Here is an 18288-nt window from a genome sequence, read left to right on the forward strand (position 1 = left end):
TAATAATATGGCGCAGAAGATTAAAGTTTTGATTGTGGACGATAGTGCCCTGATCCGTCAGATGTTGACGAGTATCTTGAGCAACGATCCTGCAATTGAAGTGGTTGGGGCAGCACCTGACGCGTTAAAAGCGCGTGAGATGATTAAGCGTTTGAACCCGGATGTGGTTACGCTTGATATTGAAATGCCAAAAATGAATGGCATTGATTTTCTGCGTAAAATCATGACATTACGCCCAATGCCCGTGGTGATGATTTCGACTTTGACCCAAAATGGGGCTAATATCACGCTACAGGCCTTGGAAATTGGTGCAGTTGATTTTGTTGCCAAACCACAACAAGATGTTCAGCGCAACCTTGAAGATAAAGCCAAGGAAATTACTGATAAGGTTAAGGCTGCTGCTGGTGCGCGCATTCGTCCCCTTGAGGAAATTGATAGTGACCATGCTGCCCAAAATAAAGTCGCCCCACTTGTTAACAGTGGTGGAGATAAGAATATCGTTGTTTTTGGTGCCTCAACAGGTGGGGTAGAAGCGATAAGAACTGTTTTATCGCGCTTACCAAGTAATATGCCACCGATTTTCATCGTTCAGCATATGCCTAAACAATTTACAACAACCTTTGCAAAACGTTTAGATAAGCTTTGTGCAATGGATGTCCATGAGGCTGAAGACTATATGGTTGCGAAAGCGGGGCATGTTTATCTCGCACCTGGTGATAAGCATTTACGCGTTGCGCGCAGTAAAGGTGAGTTAGTTTGTCGCTTGGTTGATGGCAATCCGGTTAGTGGTCACATCCCATCGGTTGATGTCTTGTTTGACTCGGTTTGCCATGTCAGCCCAACTGAAACGATTGGTGTGATGTTGAGCGGTATGGGCCGTGATGGCGCAGAATCCATGTTGAAGTTAAAACAGGCTGGTGCTTATAACGTTGGTCAGGATGAAGCATCCTGTGTTGTTTATGGAATGCCAAAGGCAGCTTTTGAACGTGGCGCTGTTCATAAGCAGGTTGATATTAAGAAAATTGCAGATGAATTAATTTCATTATGCGATAGTAATGGGGAAGCCAGTGAGTAATTCTGAACATAATAATTATGAAGAAGCATTGGAACACTGGTTACGCTTATCAGCAGCCCAGCGTCATGGCTTAACAGCACTTGCCAAAGAAGTTGAAACAGCCTCTGAATTGGTTGAAACCAGTGTTGAAAAGCTCAGTGATCGTTTCATGAATTTGGCTTTTGTTGCAGGAAATCAGTCTGAACAAATTAATGTCTTTGCCAAAGAAGCAACGACAATAAAATTTGATGGTAAGATTGTCCCCCTAACGACAGTCCTTAACGCGCTTGATGATAACCTTAATACAAGTTTGAACAAGATCATTGACCTCTCAGAAGGCGCAGAAAGCCTTTCTGATGTTCTTGAAGGTGTTGATGGTACTTTAAAGGCTGAATTTGCAAAACAGGAAAATGGTCAAGCTATAGACACAAGTGTTCTAAATAATGTGTGCAGTGATCTGGATAAGGTGAAACAAGCGATAAAAGAGGTTGCTTCAATTGATGTCGTTCATAAAGTTCAGATTAAAGAACAGTTTAAAGACCTGATTGAATATGTAGTTAAGCAGAGCAATGGTATTGAAGAGGTTCTGACCAAATCACAAGCAGACTCTTCTGAACTTTCAAAAGGGATTGCTGACATTGTGATGCGCATGCAATTTCAGGACCGAACAAGCCAACGACTTTCCCATATTAGTGCAACACTTAATGTCATTGTCGAAATGTTGGTTGAGATGGAAAAAACATCTTCTCCCTCATTGGGGAAAGATTTTGTTATCGAGCCGGATAAAGCCTGGATTGAAAATATGATATCGGGTTTCCACCTTGGCGAAATGCGAGAGCGTTTTGTAAAACATACTTTATTTGATGATGGTGAAGATATCTACGACGAACAGGCCTCAGGCGGTGACCTACAGGTAGAACATGCCGAGTCTTCAGACGATATTGAGTTGTTTTAGGCATAATTACAGTCATTTATGAAAAAAAATGCGCTTGCTAATTGAATAGACATATTAATCTGTGTTAAAAATTACCCAAACGGGAAGGAAGTAAAGAATATGGATGAAGCCGTAAAATTTTCAGAGATAGCGGATTGCAAAATCCTGATTGTCGATGATGTTGCGGTATTGCGTACGCTGATTCAGACATGTCTGATGAAAGCTGGTTATACAAACATTCATGTTGCTGAAAGTGGCGACATTGCACTGCAGATGCTTGATGACCTGAACCCGGACCTTTTGATCCTTGATATTGTTATGCCAGGGACAGATGGGTTTGAGGTTTGTCGCCGTATTTGTAAAAGTGAAACACATTCCCAGCTTTCTATTCTGATCCAAACAGGTATGGAAGCCACGCAGGAACGCGCAGAAGTTTTTGAGGTCGGGGCAAATGACCTGATTTCTAAACCTATTAACGTTTATGAGCTCGTTGCACGTGTTAAACTGCAATTGCAAAACGTGGTGCTGCAAAGAAAAGAAAAAGCCTATCAGGCTCGAATGGAGCAGGAGCTTCATTCCGCACGTATCATTCAGGAAAGTCTGCTGCCAACAGATGAAATGATTGAGGCTGTCCACAATAATATGCAGCTGCAAGTTCAGAACCATTGGAAAGCTTCGTCTGAGCTCGGTGGCGATTTGTGGGGCATGCAGCAAATTGATGAAAATCGCCTTGGTTTCTTTATTATTGATTTTTCCGGCCATGGGGTTGTTTCTGCCTTAAATACCTTCCGTTTGCATACATTGATCAACGAGAGCGGTCTCGATTGGGGTGACCCAAAAGCATGTTTGCAGGTGGTAAATGCCCATTTGGCAAAAGTTTTGTCCGTAGAACAATTTGCAACATTGTTCTGGGCTGTCATTGATGAAAAAGAAAATACACTAACGTATGCCTCTGCCGCTGCACCGCCTGTTCTGGTTGGAACTAATGGTGATGTGCCGGGCATTCACTTCATTGATACGGCAGGTTTGCCTGTTGGGATTGTTGGTGATTATCAATATGATAATCAGGTCATTGATTTCCCTGAAGATAGTTTTGTCTTTGTCTATTCTGATGCGTTGATCGAATCACCGGACATTGAAGGAAAAATGTGGGAAGAAGAGGGCTTAATGCTGCGTACGAAAAAGTATGCTGTTGAAGGCTATGATCAGATTTTGCCAAAACTGCTGACAGAGTTTTTGAAAGTCTCAGTACCACCAATTCCTGATGATTTGACAACAGTCTGCTTTATCCGCCCCAAGAGCGAATAGAATTTTCGATAGATAAATTTAATTGAATTAAAGGGTAATCGTCGCAGTAACTTGATTACCCTTTTCATTATAGGAGAGCTTGTTAAAGCCCATGGCAATAGCAATAGCAATGCCGCGGCCATGTTTACTGGTGAATTTATCTGGGTCACTATCAATAAACTTATGCCAATCAAAGCCATTTCCATGGTCACGAATGACGATGTCGATATGGTCTTCCTGACGATCAAATACAACTTCGACAAAACGATTTTTATATTTGTCATCGCTTAAGCGTTTTGTAATTTCATCATCCCATTTTCCTGTCTCCAGAAGTTGGGATTTTTCTGTATATGAAATTTCAAGGTTTCCATGTTCAATTGCATTAACGAGCAATTCTGAAAGACCAAGAGAAACAGCTGAAGGATCAGGACATGCAAGTGATAGCATTGTTGTTAAGGCTTCTGCTTGTTGCAGAGTCTTCAGCGTGAAATCACCTGATTTAATGAGGCCGATGGCTGATGTTCTTGAGCTAACTTCACCCAGCAGAGATTGATATCTGCGAAAATCTGATTTTCCCGCCTCAATCGTATGAGCAAGCATATGTTCATGAAGGGGCAGGGGCAGAATATGAAAAAATAACTGACGCGCTATTTCTGATTTGTCCCTTGTTTCATTCACAAGCCCAATGATAGGGATGTACTTGCCATGGTCTTTTCTTTTTAAAACGCGTAGCTTGCGCTCAAAATCAAAAAGCTCTGTTGGAATATCACAGATGATTGTGGAAATATTGTTTTCTTTTTCGAGCAAAAGAGGTTCACAGTCATCAAGACTATTGACGAATCTTGTCTTGATCGTTTCACCATCAAGGCTGGAAACAATTTGATTATGGAAATCAGAGTTGTCACTCACCACAAGAGTAAGTAAGTCATCCATTTATCGAATTCCTCTAGCCAAAAAAACACTTCATCGTATCACTAACCTTAATCTGCATCATCAGAAAATGAACATCAACATATTTTAGTCTGAATAAGCCTTTTTTCCATCATATCTTGTTGTTAATGGCTTCTGATCGTGTTTAAATTCATCAAACAAGTCAGAAAAAAACTGGTGTCAGATTTTATTTAAAGTCTGTTCGCTGAAATATAAGGTGTTCTATGGCTGCCGATTTTGAATTACGTACGACTTTTTTTATAACAGCAGTTGCTGTTTCTGCCCGCTTAAGTGCCGTGTTAAAAGAAGCCAAAAATATTTCCCTTGAGGCAATGAATGCGAAAGCACTTGTTGCACGTGCAGGGGAAAATGTACGTACCTTTAAACCGATTACAGATTATATGGTTGAACTCGCAAATGATACCATTAACCTTGTTGAGGATATCAACCGCGAAGCTTTGCTTATTTCACGCTCTTCTTTGACAGCTTTGCGGGGTAATGAAGCTGTAAATCATTTTAATCGCGCCAAGATCAAGTCAGCAGGTGCCTTATATAGTGATAGTTATGAATTTGCTTCTCAAGAAGCTGAAAAAGACTTACAGCAATTCCAGCATGATCTTTTGAAAAATACCCGCCGACTGCATGAGCTTCTTGAAGAAATTGAATCGCGCATGCTGGCTGCAAATGTGGTGACTTCAACGTCACGGCTTGAAGCAGCAACGGTTTCGACTGTTTATCGCGCCAATTTTGAAGCGATTGTGGGTAAGTTTGAAAGTGCTGCAAAAAATATTCGCTCTACGGTTCGGGAATGCCGTAAAGTTCTTAATGTCCGATAAATTAGTGATTTAAGGTCCTGTTATAATGCAAACAATTAAATTGTACGAAGGTCAGTTCCACGAATGGGTTGTCTTTGGGCGTGATCCTGAGAAAAATGAAAAGATCATTGATACCAACCAGTTTATGATCAAAACCGGCCGCGAAGCAATTTTGCTGGATCCAGGCGGGATTGAGCTTTTCTCTTCTATGCTGGCTGCAGTGGTTCACTTTCTCCCCGTTGATCAAATCACGCACCTTTTTGCCTCTCACCAAGACCCGGATGTGATTTCCTCACTTGGTCTGTGGGATAAGACGCTCCCTAATGCGATTTTGCATGCCCCGTGGATCTGGGAAGGTTTCTTGCGCCATTATGGCTGTGAGAGCATTACCTATAATCCAATTCCGGATGAAGGCCAGTCGTTGAAAATTGATAATGTTGAAATCCAGTTTATTCCGGCACATTATATGCACTCTTCAGGTAATTTCAGTGTATATGACCCGGTTGCTAAAATCCTCTTTAGTGGGGATATTGGGGCAGGGTTGAACAAACCGGATGATTCGCTGTTTGTTGAAGATTTTGATAAAAATATTTCAAAAATCAAAACCTTCCACCAACGCTGGATGCCGTCTGAGCATGCCAAGGATATGTGGATTAAGCGCGTGCGCAAACTTGATATCGAAATGCTGTGCCCACAACATGGTAGTATCTATCGTGGTGAAGATGTCGGGCGTTTCCTTGATTGGCTTGAATCCATCGAGGTTGGTACGGGTTTACGATTCTAAATACGATGATTTGAAAACGGATGTCAGAACCACTGCAAAAAATACTCTATGTTGAAGATGAGCCCGATATTCGTGATATCGCACAGCTTGTTCTTGAAAATGTAGGTGGTTTTGACGTTTTAGCTGTTGATGGTGGTCAAAAGGCGCTTCAGCAGATTAATGATTTTGCGCCTGATCTAGTGTTGTTGGACGCCATGATGCCAGAAATGGATGGTCCAACGACTTTTAAAGAAATCCGAAAGCTGCCGAATTTTAAAGAGATTCCCATTGCGTTTTTGACGGCCAAACTGATGGATGACGATATTAAGGGCTATCTGGCACTTGGTGCTATAGGCGTTATTGCAAAACCGTTTGATCCCATGACCCTTTCTGAGCAAGTCAGGGATTTATGGTCTAAGGCGACAGCTATCACTTAAGGGCGTTTTTTATAGTTTCTTCGGCTTTTTTATAAAGTGTGAGGGCCTGTTCATCTGTCAGGTCCTGATCTTTTATATCAATTAACTGCAATTCCAATGTTTTCATCTCGACACTAAGCTCGCCATAGCCATAGGTGCCCGCTGTTCCAGCCAGTTTATGACATATTTCAATCAATGCGGTGATGTGGCTATTGCCAGACCAAGTAGATATCTCTGTATGCGTATCCTTTAAACGCTGTGTAAAGCGCTCACGCAAGAGCTTGAGTTTTTCCAGCATTTCACTTTGGTCAGTCATTTTAACATCCTATAGGAAAAGTATTTTTTCTATTATTGAGTGTGAGGGGGAAAAGTCAAATTGGATTATTTGATAACTGGTATTACAAAACACTAAAAAACATATCATCTATTTCTTTTTATATGTTAGCATAACTCTAAAATCTGCCAGAAGTCGGCATAATTGCGAATTAGAGGGACTTTCGATGTCTGAAGCAACCACACCGGATACAATCGAAATAATTGAATCAAATAAAGTGCATCTTGAAGCGCCAGCACAATGGTTAAAACAAGGATGGACTGATTTTAAACAGGCTCCAGCTGTTGGCCTGACCTATGGTGCGATTTTCGTTTTTGCCGGTTATGGATTGTTTTGGGGTCTTGAGGCATTGGGATTAAGCTATTTTATCTTGCCTCTATCAGGTAGCTTTATGCTCTTTGCCCCATGGTTGGCCCTTGGTCTTTACGAAGTTTCAAGACAACGCGAAAAAGGACAAACGCCTACTTTTGCAAGTACCTGTAATGCGTGGCGCCAAAGTCCGCGCAGACTTGGGATCATGGCCTTTGTCCTGCTCATTTTCATGTTGGTTTGGACACAGGTTGCCGTTGTTCTTTATGCCTTGATGATGGGGGATGCCTCGCTTTCCCTTGAAAATATGGGTGTTGATATTTTTGCACGCACGGACGGCCTTGTATTCTTGGCTGTTGGGTCTATTGTTGGTCTCGTCTTTGCCTCAATCGTTTTTTTGCTCACAGCTGTTTCTGTTCCCATGATTTTGGACCGCGATACTGGCGCATTTGAAGCCATGGCATTTAGTTTCAAGACTGTGATGAAGAACAGTCATGTGATGTGGAGCTGGGCCTTTACAATCGGCATCATCTCTTGGTTTGCCATTGCCACATTTTTTATCGGCCTGATTATCGCCATGCCTGTTTTGGGCTATGCCAGCTGGCATGCTTATCGCGACCTCGTCCCCGCCGAATAATCTAAACCTATGCAAGAAACGATGCGTTTAAAACGTGAGCGCATCATTGGGCTCTGGCTCTTTGGTGTGGCTATGATGGTTTTTTTCATGGTTGTGTTAGGTGGGTTAACCCGCCTGACAGGCTCAGGCCTTTCCATGGTGGATTGGAAGCCTGTGACAGGTTGGTTGCCGCCCCTAAGCCTTGAAGAATGGCAACGTGTTTTTGAGCTCTATAAACAATCGCCTCAGTATGAAAAAGTAAACTTCGGCATGAGCCTTGAAGAATTCAGAAATATCTTCTGGTTAGAATTTCTTCATCGCCTGTGGGGGCGTATTATTGGCCTTGCCTTTGGTCTTCCTCTGGTCTTTTTCATTTTGCGCGGTTGGGTCTCCAAACAAATGATTTTGCCCTTATGTGGCTTGTTTGTTTTAGGCGGCGCACAAGGCGTTCTGGGCTGGTATATGGTTAAAAGCGGTCTCGTGGATATCCCTGAGGTCAGCCAGTATCGCTTGGCAGCCCATCTTGGTTTTGCCTTTGTTTTATATGCGGCATTGATCTGGACGGGTTTGAAATTTTATAAGGGCAAGGGGAGTCTCTCTGGTCTTGTTTGCTCAAAAAAGTCACTTCTGCTTTTGGGCTTAAGTTACGTGACTATTTTTGCTGGTGCACTCGTTGCAGGGCTTGATGCAGGCTTAACTTATAATACATTCCCGCTTATGGATGGGGAGCTTATCCCAACTGGTTTATATGATCAGGGACCTTGGTATTTAAATCATTTTGAAAATATCACCACCGTTCAGTTTCAACACCGGGTCTTGGCCATTGCGTTATTGGTATTGTCGATTGTTTTCTATTTAAAGAATAAAGAGATACCGATTGTGAAAATATGTGCCTTAGTTGTCTGCCTTCAGGCTGTTATCGGTATTGCGACATTGTTGATGGTCGTGCCGATCAGCTTGGCCTCGTTGCATCAGGCTGGCGGCTTATTGGTCTTTACAGCCTTTACATGGTTAAATTTTGAAGTGCGATCTTAAATATGGAAATTTTACCCATTCTTCCCCACTTTCAGGCAATTTTGAATGCGGTCTCGCTCATTCTCATCTGCTTGGCCTTTATTGCGGTTAAATCCGGCGATAAAGAGCGTCACAAAAAACTGATGATCGCCGCCCTTGCTGTCTCATCCGTGTTTTTAGTGTCTTATCTTTATTATCATGCCCATATCGGTCATGTTCCCTTTAAAGGTGAGGGGGGGATAAGAACGGTCTATTTCACCATCTTATTTACCCATATTTTGATGGCAGCGATCGCTTTGGTCTTGATTATCATGGCTGTTTGGCGTGCCTTGATAAAACAGGATTATACCAGCCATAAGAAAGTCGCGCGTTTTACATTCCCTATCTGGGCCTTTGTCTGTGCCTCTGGCATCGTTGTTTATGTCATGGCGTTCCACATTTATACGGGTAGCGCATGACCTTACGCCAAGAATGTAAAGCCTGGACGTTAATCTCCGTTGGTGCACTGGCAATTGCGGGTATCTTTGCCCTGCTTTTGGTGCTTTCGCGCACGCCGGGCGTTCAAGATATTTTGCCATGGCCGTGGAAAAGCTTTTTCCATAAAGGGCTTGTGACACATGTTGTGTTTTCATTTGTTGTCTGGTTTTTGGCAACAATGGGCGCGATTATGTGCCTGTCTTATGCAAAACAAGTCGGGATAGACCAAGAAAGCCAATGGGGAAAAGGCGCAGTTGGCCTTGCCATGCTCGGCTGTTTAGGCTTGATCATTCCGGCCTTATTTGATTTGGGCACTGCTGAGCTTAACAACTATATCCCTGTGATGAACCACCCGATCTATTATGGTGGGCTGGTTTTACTCTTGGCTGGTTTGGTGCTTGTGACTTTGCGTCAATTCACACTGTCTTGGCAAAAGACGAACCAGCTTTCAGGCACTCAAACCACTGGGATCATTTATCTTATTGCCGTTTTATGTATGGGGCTGGCCTTTTTCTATATGCCAGAGGGCTTGCCAGACCCAACCTTTAATGAACAGCTTTTTTGGGGTGGGGGGCATGTTTTACAGTTTGTGAATACGGCCCTATTGTTTCTTGCATGGATGGTAATCGTTAAAACCGCTACTGGTTTAGAGCTGATGCCACGTAAATACGTCTATGTGGTGTTTGGCCTGCTTGTTATCTTTTGCCTGCCTGCCCCGGCGATTTATTTTTTGTTTGATATCCTTAGTCAAACACATCGGGATTTCTATACAGAGATGCTGCGATATGGGCTGCCTTTACCGTCCATCATTGTTTCTGCTTTTCTGCTTATCTTCCTACTCTCACGGGCTTCACGAGAGCTTGATAAAATTAGCCGTTTGGCCTTATGGCTATCACTCTTTACCTATAATCTGGGTGGGCTTTATGGCTTAATGCTGGATGGGACTGATACGCGGGTGCCTGCGCATTACCATGCGGTTATTGGTGGGATAAACCTTGCCTTTATGGTTTTTTATCACCGTGTGATACTGCCTTTCATCAGCGTTCAGGTGCGCGAAGGTAAGCTCTTTACAGCCCAATATTGGCTTTATGGTTTAGGCCAAATTATGCATGCCAGTGGCATGTTCCTCGCGGGTAGCCAAGGTGTACCACGCAAAACTGCAGGGGATGCACAAAGTCTTGATAATATAGAAAAAATCCTTTCCATGGGGCTCATGGGGATTGGGGGATTAATTGCGGTTATCGGTGGTGTTCTGTTTGTGATTATGACCATGAAATGGATTATTAAAGGAGGTAAAATCTATGAAACGACTTGATTTTATCTTTATCACCCTGATTGGGCTCGTGGCTTTTCTTTTAGGGGGAAAGTTAATTGATAGTCTTGGTCAAACCCAGATCGGTTTTATAGACCAGCCCCTTACTGATTTATCCGCATTTGAAAAACGCATAGAGGCACAAATCCAGTCCGGCGAAGATATCTATCTGCTGGCGCGTCAATGGGAATGGTCCACTGAGCTGACCTTGAAAGAAGGCAAAAATTATAAGCTACATATAGCTTCTGGGGATATTCAACATGCATTTCATCTTGAAAAGAAAGCAACGGGTCACTCAATCGATATTCTTCTCCAACCGGGGCGCGAATATGTTGTTTCATTAAATAATCTTACAGCTGGGGTCTATGCCATCGGCTGCACGCAATATTGTGGAATTGAACACAACAAGATGCGTGGAAAATTGATTGTACTTAAATAATTGATACAAATGAGAAGATTTCCTTTGGACTTATTCTAATTTAAGGCTATCATTCCCGTAATAACTACAAAAACTAATATAACCCGTTAAAATAAAGGGAATATTATGGGAGGTTACATTCAGCTCGCCAAACCTCGTATTGGCGTAATGATAGCCCTAACCGCTGTGACCGGATATCTGGCAACAGCGCAACAAGGCGAAGTTGATCTTACACATCTTTTATTGCTTGCTCTTGCAATGATGATGGGGTCTGCTTCTTCCAGTATTTTTAATCATTTTTATGATCGAGATATCGATCGTTTAATGACACGTACAAGCTCGCGTCCTTTTGCCAAGCGTCAAGTGGGTAGCCCTCAACTCGTTTTATGGGTTGCGGCTTCGCTTTTGATTGTTGGCTGTGGCATCGCAACGTACGTGTTTAACCCAATCGTTGCGACACATTTGTTCCTCGGCGCCTTCTTTTATGGTGTTGTGTATACAATATGGCTTAAGCGTCGCAACTGGCTGAATATTGTGATCGGTGGTTTAGCCGGTAGCTTTGCCGTTTTGGCAGGGGCTGCGGCTGTTAATCCTGATCAGTGGCTCTTGCCGATGTTATTGGCAATCGTTTTGTTTTTCTGGACGCCGTCCCATTTCTGGGCACTTGCGATGCGTCTTAAAGACCAATATGCCGCCGCAGGTGTGCCCATGCTTCCGGTTGTTGTCGGAAATGTGGTTACCGCACGTTACATCCTGATCAATAGTATTTTGTTGGTCGGGTCATCACTGTTGCCATGGTTCTTGGGGGAACTGGGCAATATCTATGGTGTCGGGGCTGTTGTCCTTGGGGCCTACCTTTTGAAATGTAACATTGATCTGATTAAGTCGTCTGATGAACAGACGGCCATGACCAATTTCTTTGCATCGATGAAGTATTTAGGGGGGCTTTTTGTCGTCGTCATAATGGATGTTCACCTGCCAATTTAGGTGAGTGGCGAATAAATAAGACGACATACGCCTTTTAGTATTTTTTTTTAATAACGACATGAGGGAGGGGAACTGAATGTCGGCAGACAGTTCACATGCTCACGAGCATCATTGGGAGTGGTCACAAGCACCATTCTGGGTGGTGACAGGCATCTTCTTTCTGGTTCCGCTAACATTTGCGGCCTATTTCCAGTATGAAAACCCGCTGCTTGCAGCGATTTTTGCTGGGATTGGTACACCGATGTTACTCGCAGGTATTGCAATGTGGGTTAACGAAGGTTTGACGGTTAAGCCGTTGATTGCAGACGTTGCCGGGGTCGGACTTCCGATCTTTATCGTATCGGAAATTTTTATTTTCTTATCTTTCTTTGCGACCTATTGGATGATGCGCCTTGGCTCAGAATCCTGGCCGCCAGAAGGTACACCGGATTTTCCGGTAGCATTACCGCTAATTATGACTGTCATTCTTGTGGCATCTTCTGTGACAATTCACGTTGCGGAAGAAAAATACGAGCATGACGACCAAGCGGGTTTCCGTAAGTGGTTGATGATCACCATTGGACTGGGTGTAATTTTCGTAGGAATGACTTTCTATGAATATAATCACCTATTCAGCGTTGATTTCTACCCGGACACGAATGCGTTCGGTACAGTCTTCTTTAGCCTGACCGGTTTCCACGCAAGTCACGTAATCGGTGGACTTGGGATATTTATCTGTGTGTTGATCCCTGCCTTTAAGGGTATGACAAACAAGACATTTATCACTTGTGCGTCTGTTTACTGGCACTTTGTGGATGTGGTTTGGTTCTTTGTCGTTTCACAGATTTATTTCTGGTAAGGCAGGGGCTGTGCGTATGATGCGAAATATGGTTTTAGCATTTCTGGGTTTTGTTTTTGTGTTAGGTCTCTCAGTTGAGGCCTTGGCAGCGCAAACGTTCAAAGTGCCGGAGTCTGAAATCGATCCTGAAGCCTTGAGGATCAATGAAGCAAAAATCCTCGGTTTAAAACCGAAGAAAGGATTTTCGTTTCTAGATCAGGATGGCAATGCCTTCACTTTTAGAGATCGTGTGGGTAAGCCGTTGGTTTTGGTTATGTCCTATTACACTTGCGATGGCGTTTGTTCCTCAGTTAATATTGAACTGGGCGAACGTTTGCTTGAGCTTGAAAATACAGGGCGGATCAAACCGGGTAAGGATTTTGACGTTGTGACCGTATCGTTTGATAAGAATGATACTTTGGAAACACTCAATAAGTTTCGCAAACATGTTGGATTAGATAAAGACGTGGCAGACGGCTGGACATTTGCCGTTGCCAGTGACGCTGATCGTGAAAGAATTAAAGAATTTACGGATCATTATGATTACCGTTTTTTCTGGTCTTCTTATGATCGCACTTTTTATCACCCAACCGTTTATATGGTTCTGTCAAAAGATATGCGATTGAGCCGTGTTTTATACGCCCACGATATTGAAGTCAGTGATATTGAGCTGGCGGTTTTGGAATCCCATGAAGGGAATTTCAAACCCAGTGAGATCATCAATTATGCCGTTTCCCTGTGCTATAGCTATAGCTACAAAGACGGCAAATATGTTTTTAACATCCCCATGTTTGTTGCTTTTGGTTCACTTATCCTTGGGGTAAGTGCGTTGGGAACGTCCGTTCTGGCCTATAAGCGCAGACAACGTAAAAAGGAGGGATAGCCTATGAGAACGTATTTCGGGAAAGCCGTTATTGCCTTAAGTGCAATGTTATTGGCCCTACCTGCGTTCGCAGAAGAGGGGGGTTACGAGCGTGACCCTGCTGCCGGTTGGGATCATCTATGGACAGAAATCATCATAGATATCACCGTAATCGGTGTAATTTTTAGTATCGCAGCGATTTACATGGTGTGGAAATACCGTGCAAAAAGCGAAGATGAGGTTGGTACAGCACCAAAATTATCCAAAGCTGCTGCAATTGCATGGGTTTTGATCCCTGCATCTTTGTTCATGGCAGATGATTTCTTCTTATCTGCAAAAGGTTGGACACTTTGGAATGACTATCGTCGTATTCCTGATGAAGCCCAAGAAATTCGCGTAACAGCGTATCAATGGTATTGGGAATTTGATTACGGTGATGAGTTGGTTGCTGAAGAACTTGTTGTGAAAAAAGGACAACCTATTGTTCTTCGTATGACATCTGAAGATGTGTTGCATTCACTTTACATTCCTGAATTCCGTGTGAAAGAGGATGTAATGCCGGGTCGTGTGACGTATGTCTGGTTCAACCCAAAAGAAACGGGTGAATTCGTCCATACATGTACGGAGTACTGTGGGACGGCACATGCCGAGATGTATACAAATGTTCGTGTTGTTGAAGAAGCTGAATACGATCAATTTATTAATCAGCTTAAAGAAGAGGCAAAAGCCGATTCTAAAGCACAGAACCCACAAAGCTAAGGGGAGGTTGGAAACAGTATGACTTCACAAGCTTTTAAAGAGTGGTTTTTTACAACAGACCATAAGCGTATCGGGATCATGTATCTCGTTGGGTCCATGGCAGCATTTGTTGTCGCGGGCCTTATGGCGTTGTTGATCCGTTTGGAACAGTCCAATTTGGGCCCGACCATTACGGATAACCCTAATGAATATAACTCTTGGCTTTATTTCCATGGTGCTGCCATGGTTCTGGCCTTTTTGATCCCGGGGCTCACAGGGTTCTTTGCGAACTACTTCCTACCACTGATGATCGGTGCGCAGGATGTGGCCTTCCCGCGGATTAATGCCTTTTCAATCTGGTTGTTCTACGGTGCGATTATTCTTGCACTGTTGAGCTTTGTTATCCCTGATGCACCAGATGTCATGTGGACGGGCTATCCGCCTTATTCTGTGACCACAACCACGAACACGGCCTTTTATGTCTTTACCGTTCACTTACTTGGTTTTAGTTCCGTACTTGGGGCTGTAAACTTCTTGGTGACGGTGATTTACATGCGCGCGCCGGGCATGGGTTGGAACCAGCTGAACATCTTTACTTGGACAACGGTTGCTGCTTTTGTTTTGCAGTTGATCTTCATTCCGGTATTGGCTTCTGCTGTAACCATGCTTTTGTTTGATAAGTATTTGGGTACGAGCTTCTTTAACCCAGAAGCTGGTGGCGATGTGTTGCTGTATCAGAACTTGTTCTGGTTCTACTCTCACCCTGCGGTATATGTAATCTTCTTACCGGCTTGTGGTATCTTGTTCGAAATTTTTGCAACCATGTGTAAAAACCGTGTCTTTAACTATAAGGCATGTGTGTATGGTGGCATCTGGGGTATCGTTGGTATCTCTGGTTTCGTATGGATCCACCACTTGTATGTATCTGGTATGCCAGATTGGTTACGTATCGGTCAGATGGTGACAACGCTGTTGATCTCGGTCCCTGTGGGGCTGATGGTTATGTCCATGTGGGGGACCCTTTATCGCGCGGCGATTACCTTTAACACGGGGATGCTTTATGCAATTTCCTGTTTGTTCTTGGTGCTTTCAGGCGGTCTAACAGGTATTCCGCTGGCTTTGACAGCCATTACAGTTCACCTGTCTGAAACGTCCTTTGTTCACGCTCACTTCCACTTTATTATGGCGATGTTCTCTGCATTTGCGATGTTTGCCGGTATTTATTACTGGTTCCCGAAAATGTTTGGACGTTACGCTGATGGTAAATGGGCAACAACGGGCTTTATCTTCAACATTATCGGTGTGCACGTGACCTTTATTCCGTTGTTCATCGTTGGTGTAGAAGGCATGCCACGACGTTACTGGGATTACCAAATGTTCCCGCAGTTTGAACCGTATCACCAAGTCGCAACAGTGGGTGCCTTTATGGTTGCCACTGGTATGGCGATTACGATCTTAAACTGGGTTCACAGTGCCTTTAAAGGCAAGGTTGCACCGGAAAACCCATGGAAGTCATGTTCTATGGAATGGACCCATGCGCCAAACTGCCCACAAGCGGGTAACTTCCCGAACCCACCATCTGTTCAGCCAGAATGGACACCTTATGGTTATGATGACCGTGAGGCCAATATGGCAGCAACAACAGACCCGGGTTATCCGACTGATGCTAAACCGGCAGAATGATTATGAGTGAAGTGATGAATGAAAAACCAAAACTTCCTTCTAAAGGTAAAATCGGCCTGATATTGGCTGGCGTTGCTTTGACATTCTACGTCGGTGTTTATTTACGGGTCTATTTCTTTGGACCTTAAGTAAGTAAGCAAGCGAAAAGAAAAAGCCCTCATGTTATTCATGGGGGCTTTTTTAATGTCTGGCGTTTTTACTTAGCATCAATCTTATCGACAAAATCGATGATATGTTTGCGTGTTGCGCCAATATCTTCAGTGATAATACCGTGACGTGTTGCAGGCACCATAATGACTTCAGGCGTTGTTCCCACCATTTGATCACGGATCAAGCCTGCACTTTCAGGTTTGACCACTTTTTCTGCATCCCCTTGGATCAGGCGGGTAGGGCAATTGATGCGTTGCAGGTTATTTTCCATTTCATCAACAAGCTGGCGCAATTCATGAAGGGCGCGCACGGGGATATGTTTGTAATTGATATCAGGGTGCTCAGACTCATTGATAATGTATGGTAAGACACCTTCTTGGGCAGCGAGCCATTTTGCAAGACGATTTGCATGATGAATAAGAGGGACAAACACAAGGTTTGGGTTTGCAAACTTAAGGGGTGTTGAAACTGCACAGATCCCCGCAAGTTTGTTAGGCCGTTCTGCGGCAAAGCGCAAAGCCAAGGCACCACCCGTTGAAAAGCCAACAACAACGACTTCTTTACAACGCGAGGAAAGAACTTCATAGCCAAGTTCAAGCGAGCTCATCCATTCATGCCAGCTACGTTCACGCAAATCACACGGTGAAGTGCCATGCCCTTCAAGGCGTGCGCCATAAACCGAGTAGCCTTCATCGGCTAATTCTTCGCCAAGGCCCCGCATTTCAGCGGGTGACGCCAAGAAGCCATGAACGAGTAAGACACCAACCTTATGTTCCTTATCGCCATTGGGGCTGAGGTAGAAAGGGGCTGCGTCTTTCGTCGCGGTTTGTTGGGCATTGATCTCACTGTAATCTTCATGGGTAAATTGCTGGCGTGATTGTTCAAAAGAATGCAGCTCATCCTCATAAAAATACTGTGCCCATTGTTTACCGGGGATGTTTAAGTGATTATCCATAGCGCGCTCAATGGCACGCTCAACCCCTGTAATGGGGGTACATTCATTGGCATAAACGCAAATGGGGTTTTCCATGCGGATATCGTGGAAATCATGCTCATCTTTTAGCTTTGGCAAGAAACTGAGGCTGTTATTCTCAATAGCGATTAAATCAGCAGCCTGTGCAGATTTAAAGAATTGTTGGATTTCGGCGCACGATCCGTCGCGCAAATCACGATAAGTTTCAGCATTGAGTAAAGAGCGATGAAGATAAACACCCTCTTCATGGCTGATATAGCGTGCAGCAAGATAGAGAATATGCAGAAAGGTCGATTGTGTGAGCTCATCTACCCCATCATCAATGAGCTTGAGGATTAAGGCGGAGGCCAGATGAGAGAGATTAAGTGTCACAAGGGAATACATATCCTGCATGACTTGGTCGCGTAGCTCTTCGGTCTTGTTTCTTAAACGTTGGGCGGCTATGCGCTCTAAAAAGCTATCGGCCTGACTGCCCATGGCAAATAGGTCGTTAAGACCAGACATACCCTCAATGGCTTTTTTAAGGATAAGCTGGTCCCACCATGGCCACATTAAGGTACTTTCAATGGCCTTGCCCATGCGAATATCCATATCGGTATGTTTCAGAACAAGGTTGCCTTCAATAAGAAGCTCTTCAGAAAATTTTCTGGGTAGGTCCCCTGTAAAACGCTCCACACTATCTTTTAGGAAGTTATCACTGATGCGAATGGGATAAAATGTGATGTTGCTTGGTACAATGCGCGTGGGTTCCTGACAGCGCGCGATAAGGGTTTCAACATTGGCTATGCCCAACTCCTCTGCCCAGAGCTTGAGGCTGTGCATATCATCATTGTTATGAGCTTCCAGAACGACCCGTTTATAAATATCCAAAACGAGGGCGAGGCGTGAAGCACCACTGTGATGTTTGCGCCTTTCTTCAGAGGTGGGGGAAAAGACGGAAAAATCGCCTGAGGAAGACATGGTACGCCGATCTTTAATCATACCGCCTTCTGGAAAGATAATGATCTTTTTACCGCATAAAATATCGCGTGCCAGAAAGCTTAAAAGATTGGGCATATCGTTGGGCACAGCCCCAACCGCATGGAGATAATTTGTGAAACGATCGTCACCTTGAAAGAATTCACTGGCCGCAACAGAGCGGCAATAGGCTTTTTGCTCTTGATAAATCAGGTATTGAGGAATAAACGTTTCGAAACGGGCAAAGTGATTGAAGAGAAAAATATGCCCTTGTTGGACTTGATTGTTATCCGCGTGTAGTTTGATGTTCACGCCTAACAGACGTTTCACCGTTGAAAAGGCGCGCACAGACCACGCATATGTTTTTCGATTTATCTTTGGCGGGCTGTAATGGTTCATACGGCGCATCCCCTAAGATCGTTCCCCTATCATAGGATATGGG

General features: G+C 43.8%; 20 protein-coding genes. 17 read left to right on the forward strand and 3 right to left on the reverse strand.

Annotation, left to right across the window (positions count from 1 at the left end):
• The first annotated feature begins 7 nt into the window (after positions 1-7).
• From MTBPR1_RS00505 to MTBPR1_RS00515, 3 genes are all read left to right on the forward strand, one after another.
• Positions 8-1075 carry a protein-glutamate methylesterase/protein-glutamine glutaminase gene (locus tag MTBPR1_RS00505; RefSeq protein WP_069185594.1) on the forward strand — a complete coding sequence of 356 codons (1068 nt, stop codon included), beginning with the start codon at positions 8-10 and terminating at the stop codon, positions 1073-1075.
• Entirely contained in the window at positions 1068-2009 is a 942-nt protein-coding gene (locus MTBPR1_RS00510; RefSeq protein WP_069185595.1) for a hypothetical protein, read from the forward strand. The genes MTBPR1_RS00505 and MTBPR1_RS00510 overlap by 8 nt, the downstream gene beginning before the upstream one ends.
• A gap of 99 nt (positions 2010-2108) precedes the next feature.
• On the forward strand, positions 2109-3296 hold the full coding sequence (locus MTBPR1_RS00515) for a SpoIIE family protein phosphatase (RefSeq protein ID WP_069185596.1): 1188 nt from the start codon (positions 2109-2111) through the stop codon (positions 3294-3296).
• A gap of 27 nt (positions 3297-3323) precedes the next feature.
• On the opposite strand, the gene MTBPR1_RS00520 is transcribed toward MTBPR1_RS00515, so the two are convergent.
• Positions 3324-4208, reverse strand: a complete 885-nt coding sequence (locus MTBPR1_RS00520; RefSeq protein ID WP_069185597.1) for an ATP-binding protein — start codon at positions 4206-4208, stop codon at positions 3324-3326.
• Between the two features lie 221 nt (positions 4209-4429).
• On the opposite strand from MTBPR1_RS00520, the gene MTBPR1_RS00525 reads away from it, so the two are divergent.
• Genes MTBPR1_RS00525 through MTBPR1_RS00535 form a run of 3 tightly spaced genes read left to right on the forward strand, consistent with a single transcriptional unit; the run spans position 4430 to position 6220 of the window.
• A complete protein-coding gene (locus MTBPR1_RS00525) occupies positions 4430-5041 on the forward strand; it encodes a hypothetical protein (RefSeq protein ID WP_069185598.1) in 612 nt (203 codons plus the stop codon).
• 25 nt (positions 5042-5066) lie between these two features.
• Complete coding sequence (locus MTBPR1_RS00530) at positions 5067-5804, forward strand: oxygen-binding di-iron domain-containing protein (protein WP_069185599.1); 738 nt, start codon at positions 5067-5069, stop codon at positions 5802-5804.
• Between the two features lie 20 nt (positions 5805-5824).
• A complete protein-coding gene (locus MTBPR1_RS00535) occupies positions 5825-6220 on the forward strand; it encodes a response regulator (protein ID WP_069185600.1) in 396 nt (131 codons plus the stop codon).
• Here MTBPR1_RS00535 and MTBPR1_RS00540 read toward each other — a convergent pair.
• Positions 6213-6515: an Hpt domain-containing protein gene (locus tag MTBPR1_RS00540; protein ID WP_069185601.1), complete on the reverse strand. Its 303-nt coding sequence runs from the start codon at positions 6513-6515 to the stop codon at positions 6213-6215. The two genes, MTBPR1_RS00535 and MTBPR1_RS00540, sit on opposite strands and share 8 nt — an antisense overlap.
• Positions 6516-6699: 184 nt before the next feature.
• Between MTBPR1_RS00540 and MTBPR1_RS00545 the strand changes: the two genes are divergently transcribed.
• The 11 genes from MTBPR1_RS00545 to MTBPR1_RS18340 all read left to right on the forward strand — a co-directional run bounded on the left by MTBPR1_RS00545 (position 6700) and on the right by MTBPR1_RS18340 (position 15894).
• Positions 6700-7479 carry a DUF2189 domain-containing protein gene (locus tag MTBPR1_RS00545; protein WP_069185602.1) on the forward strand — a complete coding sequence of 260 codons (780 nt, stop codon included), beginning with the start codon at positions 6700-6702 and terminating at the stop codon, positions 7477-7479.
• A gap of 21 nt (positions 7480-7500) precedes the next feature.
• Positions 7501-8493, forward strand: coding sequence for a COX15/CtaA family protein (locus MTBPR1_RS00550; protein ID WP_205631195.1), 993 nt, complete (start codon positions 7501-7503; stop codon positions 8491-8493).
• Positions 8494-8495: 2 nt separating this feature from the next.
• Positions 8496-8930 carry a DUF420 domain-containing protein gene (locus MTBPR1_RS00555; protein WP_069185604.1) on the forward strand — a complete coding sequence of 145 codons (435 nt, stop codon included), beginning with the start codon at positions 8496-8498 and terminating at the stop codon, positions 8928-8930.
• The gene (locus MTBPR1_RS00560; RefSeq protein ID WP_069185605.1) at positions 8927-10264 is read left to right on the forward strand and encodes a cbb3-type cytochrome c oxidase subunit I; all 1338 of its coding nucleotides are present in this window, start codon (positions 8927-8929) and stop codon (positions 10262-10264) included. Before MTBPR1_RS00555 ends, MTBPR1_RS00560 begins: the two co-directional genes overlap by 4 nt.
• Positions 10251-10700, forward strand: coding sequence for a cupredoxin domain-containing protein (locus MTBPR1_RS00565; RefSeq protein ID WP_069185606.1), 450 nt, complete (start codon positions 10251-10253; stop codon positions 10698-10700). Before MTBPR1_RS00560 ends, MTBPR1_RS00565 begins: the two co-directional genes overlap by 14 nt.
• A 105-nt stretch (positions 10701-10805) precedes the next feature.
• Entirely contained in the window at positions 10806-11666 is an 861-nt protein-coding gene (gene cyoE, locus MTBPR1_RS00570) for a heme o synthase (RefSeq protein ID WP_069185607.1), read from the forward strand.
• Between the two features lie 76 nt (positions 11667-11742).
• Positions 11743-12504 (forward strand): cytochrome c oxidase subunit 3, encoded by a 762-nt coding sequence (locus tag MTBPR1_RS00575; RefSeq protein ID WP_069185608.1) that lies wholly within the window; start codon positions 11743-11745, stop codon positions 12502-12504.
• A 16-nt stretch (positions 12505-12520) separates the two neighbouring features.
• Positions 12521-13366 (forward strand): SCO family protein, encoded by an 846-nt coding sequence (locus MTBPR1_RS00580; RefSeq protein WP_069185609.1) that lies wholly within the window; start codon positions 12521-12523, stop codon positions 13364-13366.
• Positions 13367-13369: 3 nt separating this feature from the next.
• Positions 13370-14104, forward strand: coding sequence for a cytochrome c oxidase subunit II (gene coxB, locus MTBPR1_RS00585; protein ID WP_069185610.1), 735 nt, complete (start codon positions 13370-13372; stop codon positions 14102-14104).
• A gap of 18 nt (positions 14105-14122) precedes the next feature.
• A complete protein-coding gene (locus MTBPR1_RS00590) occupies positions 14123-15766 on the forward strand; it encodes a cytochrome c oxidase subunit I (protein WP_069185611.1) in 1644 nt (547 codons plus the stop codon).
• Positions 15767-15768: 2 nt separating this feature from the next.
• The gene (locus MTBPR1_RS18340; protein WP_276204522.1) at positions 15769-15894 is read left to right on the forward strand and encodes a hypothetical protein; all 126 of its coding nucleotides are present in this window, start codon (positions 15769-15771) and stop codon (positions 15892-15894) included.
• Between the two features lie 68 nt (positions 15895-15962).
• Here MTBPR1_RS18340 and MTBPR1_RS00595 read toward each other — a convergent pair whose 3' ends face one another.
• Positions 15963-18245: an alpha/beta fold hydrolase gene (locus MTBPR1_RS00595; protein WP_069185612.1), complete on the reverse strand. Its 2283-nt coding sequence runs from the start codon at positions 18243-18245 to the stop codon at positions 15963-15965.
• Between the last annotated feature and the right edge of the window lie 43 nt (positions 18246-18288).

It is taken from the genome of Candidatus Terasakiella magnetica (genome assembly GCF_900093605.1).
Taxonomy (GTDB): domain Bacteria; phylum Pseudomonadota; class Alphaproteobacteria; order Rhodospirillales; family Terasakiellaceae; genus Terasakiella; species Terasakiella magnetica.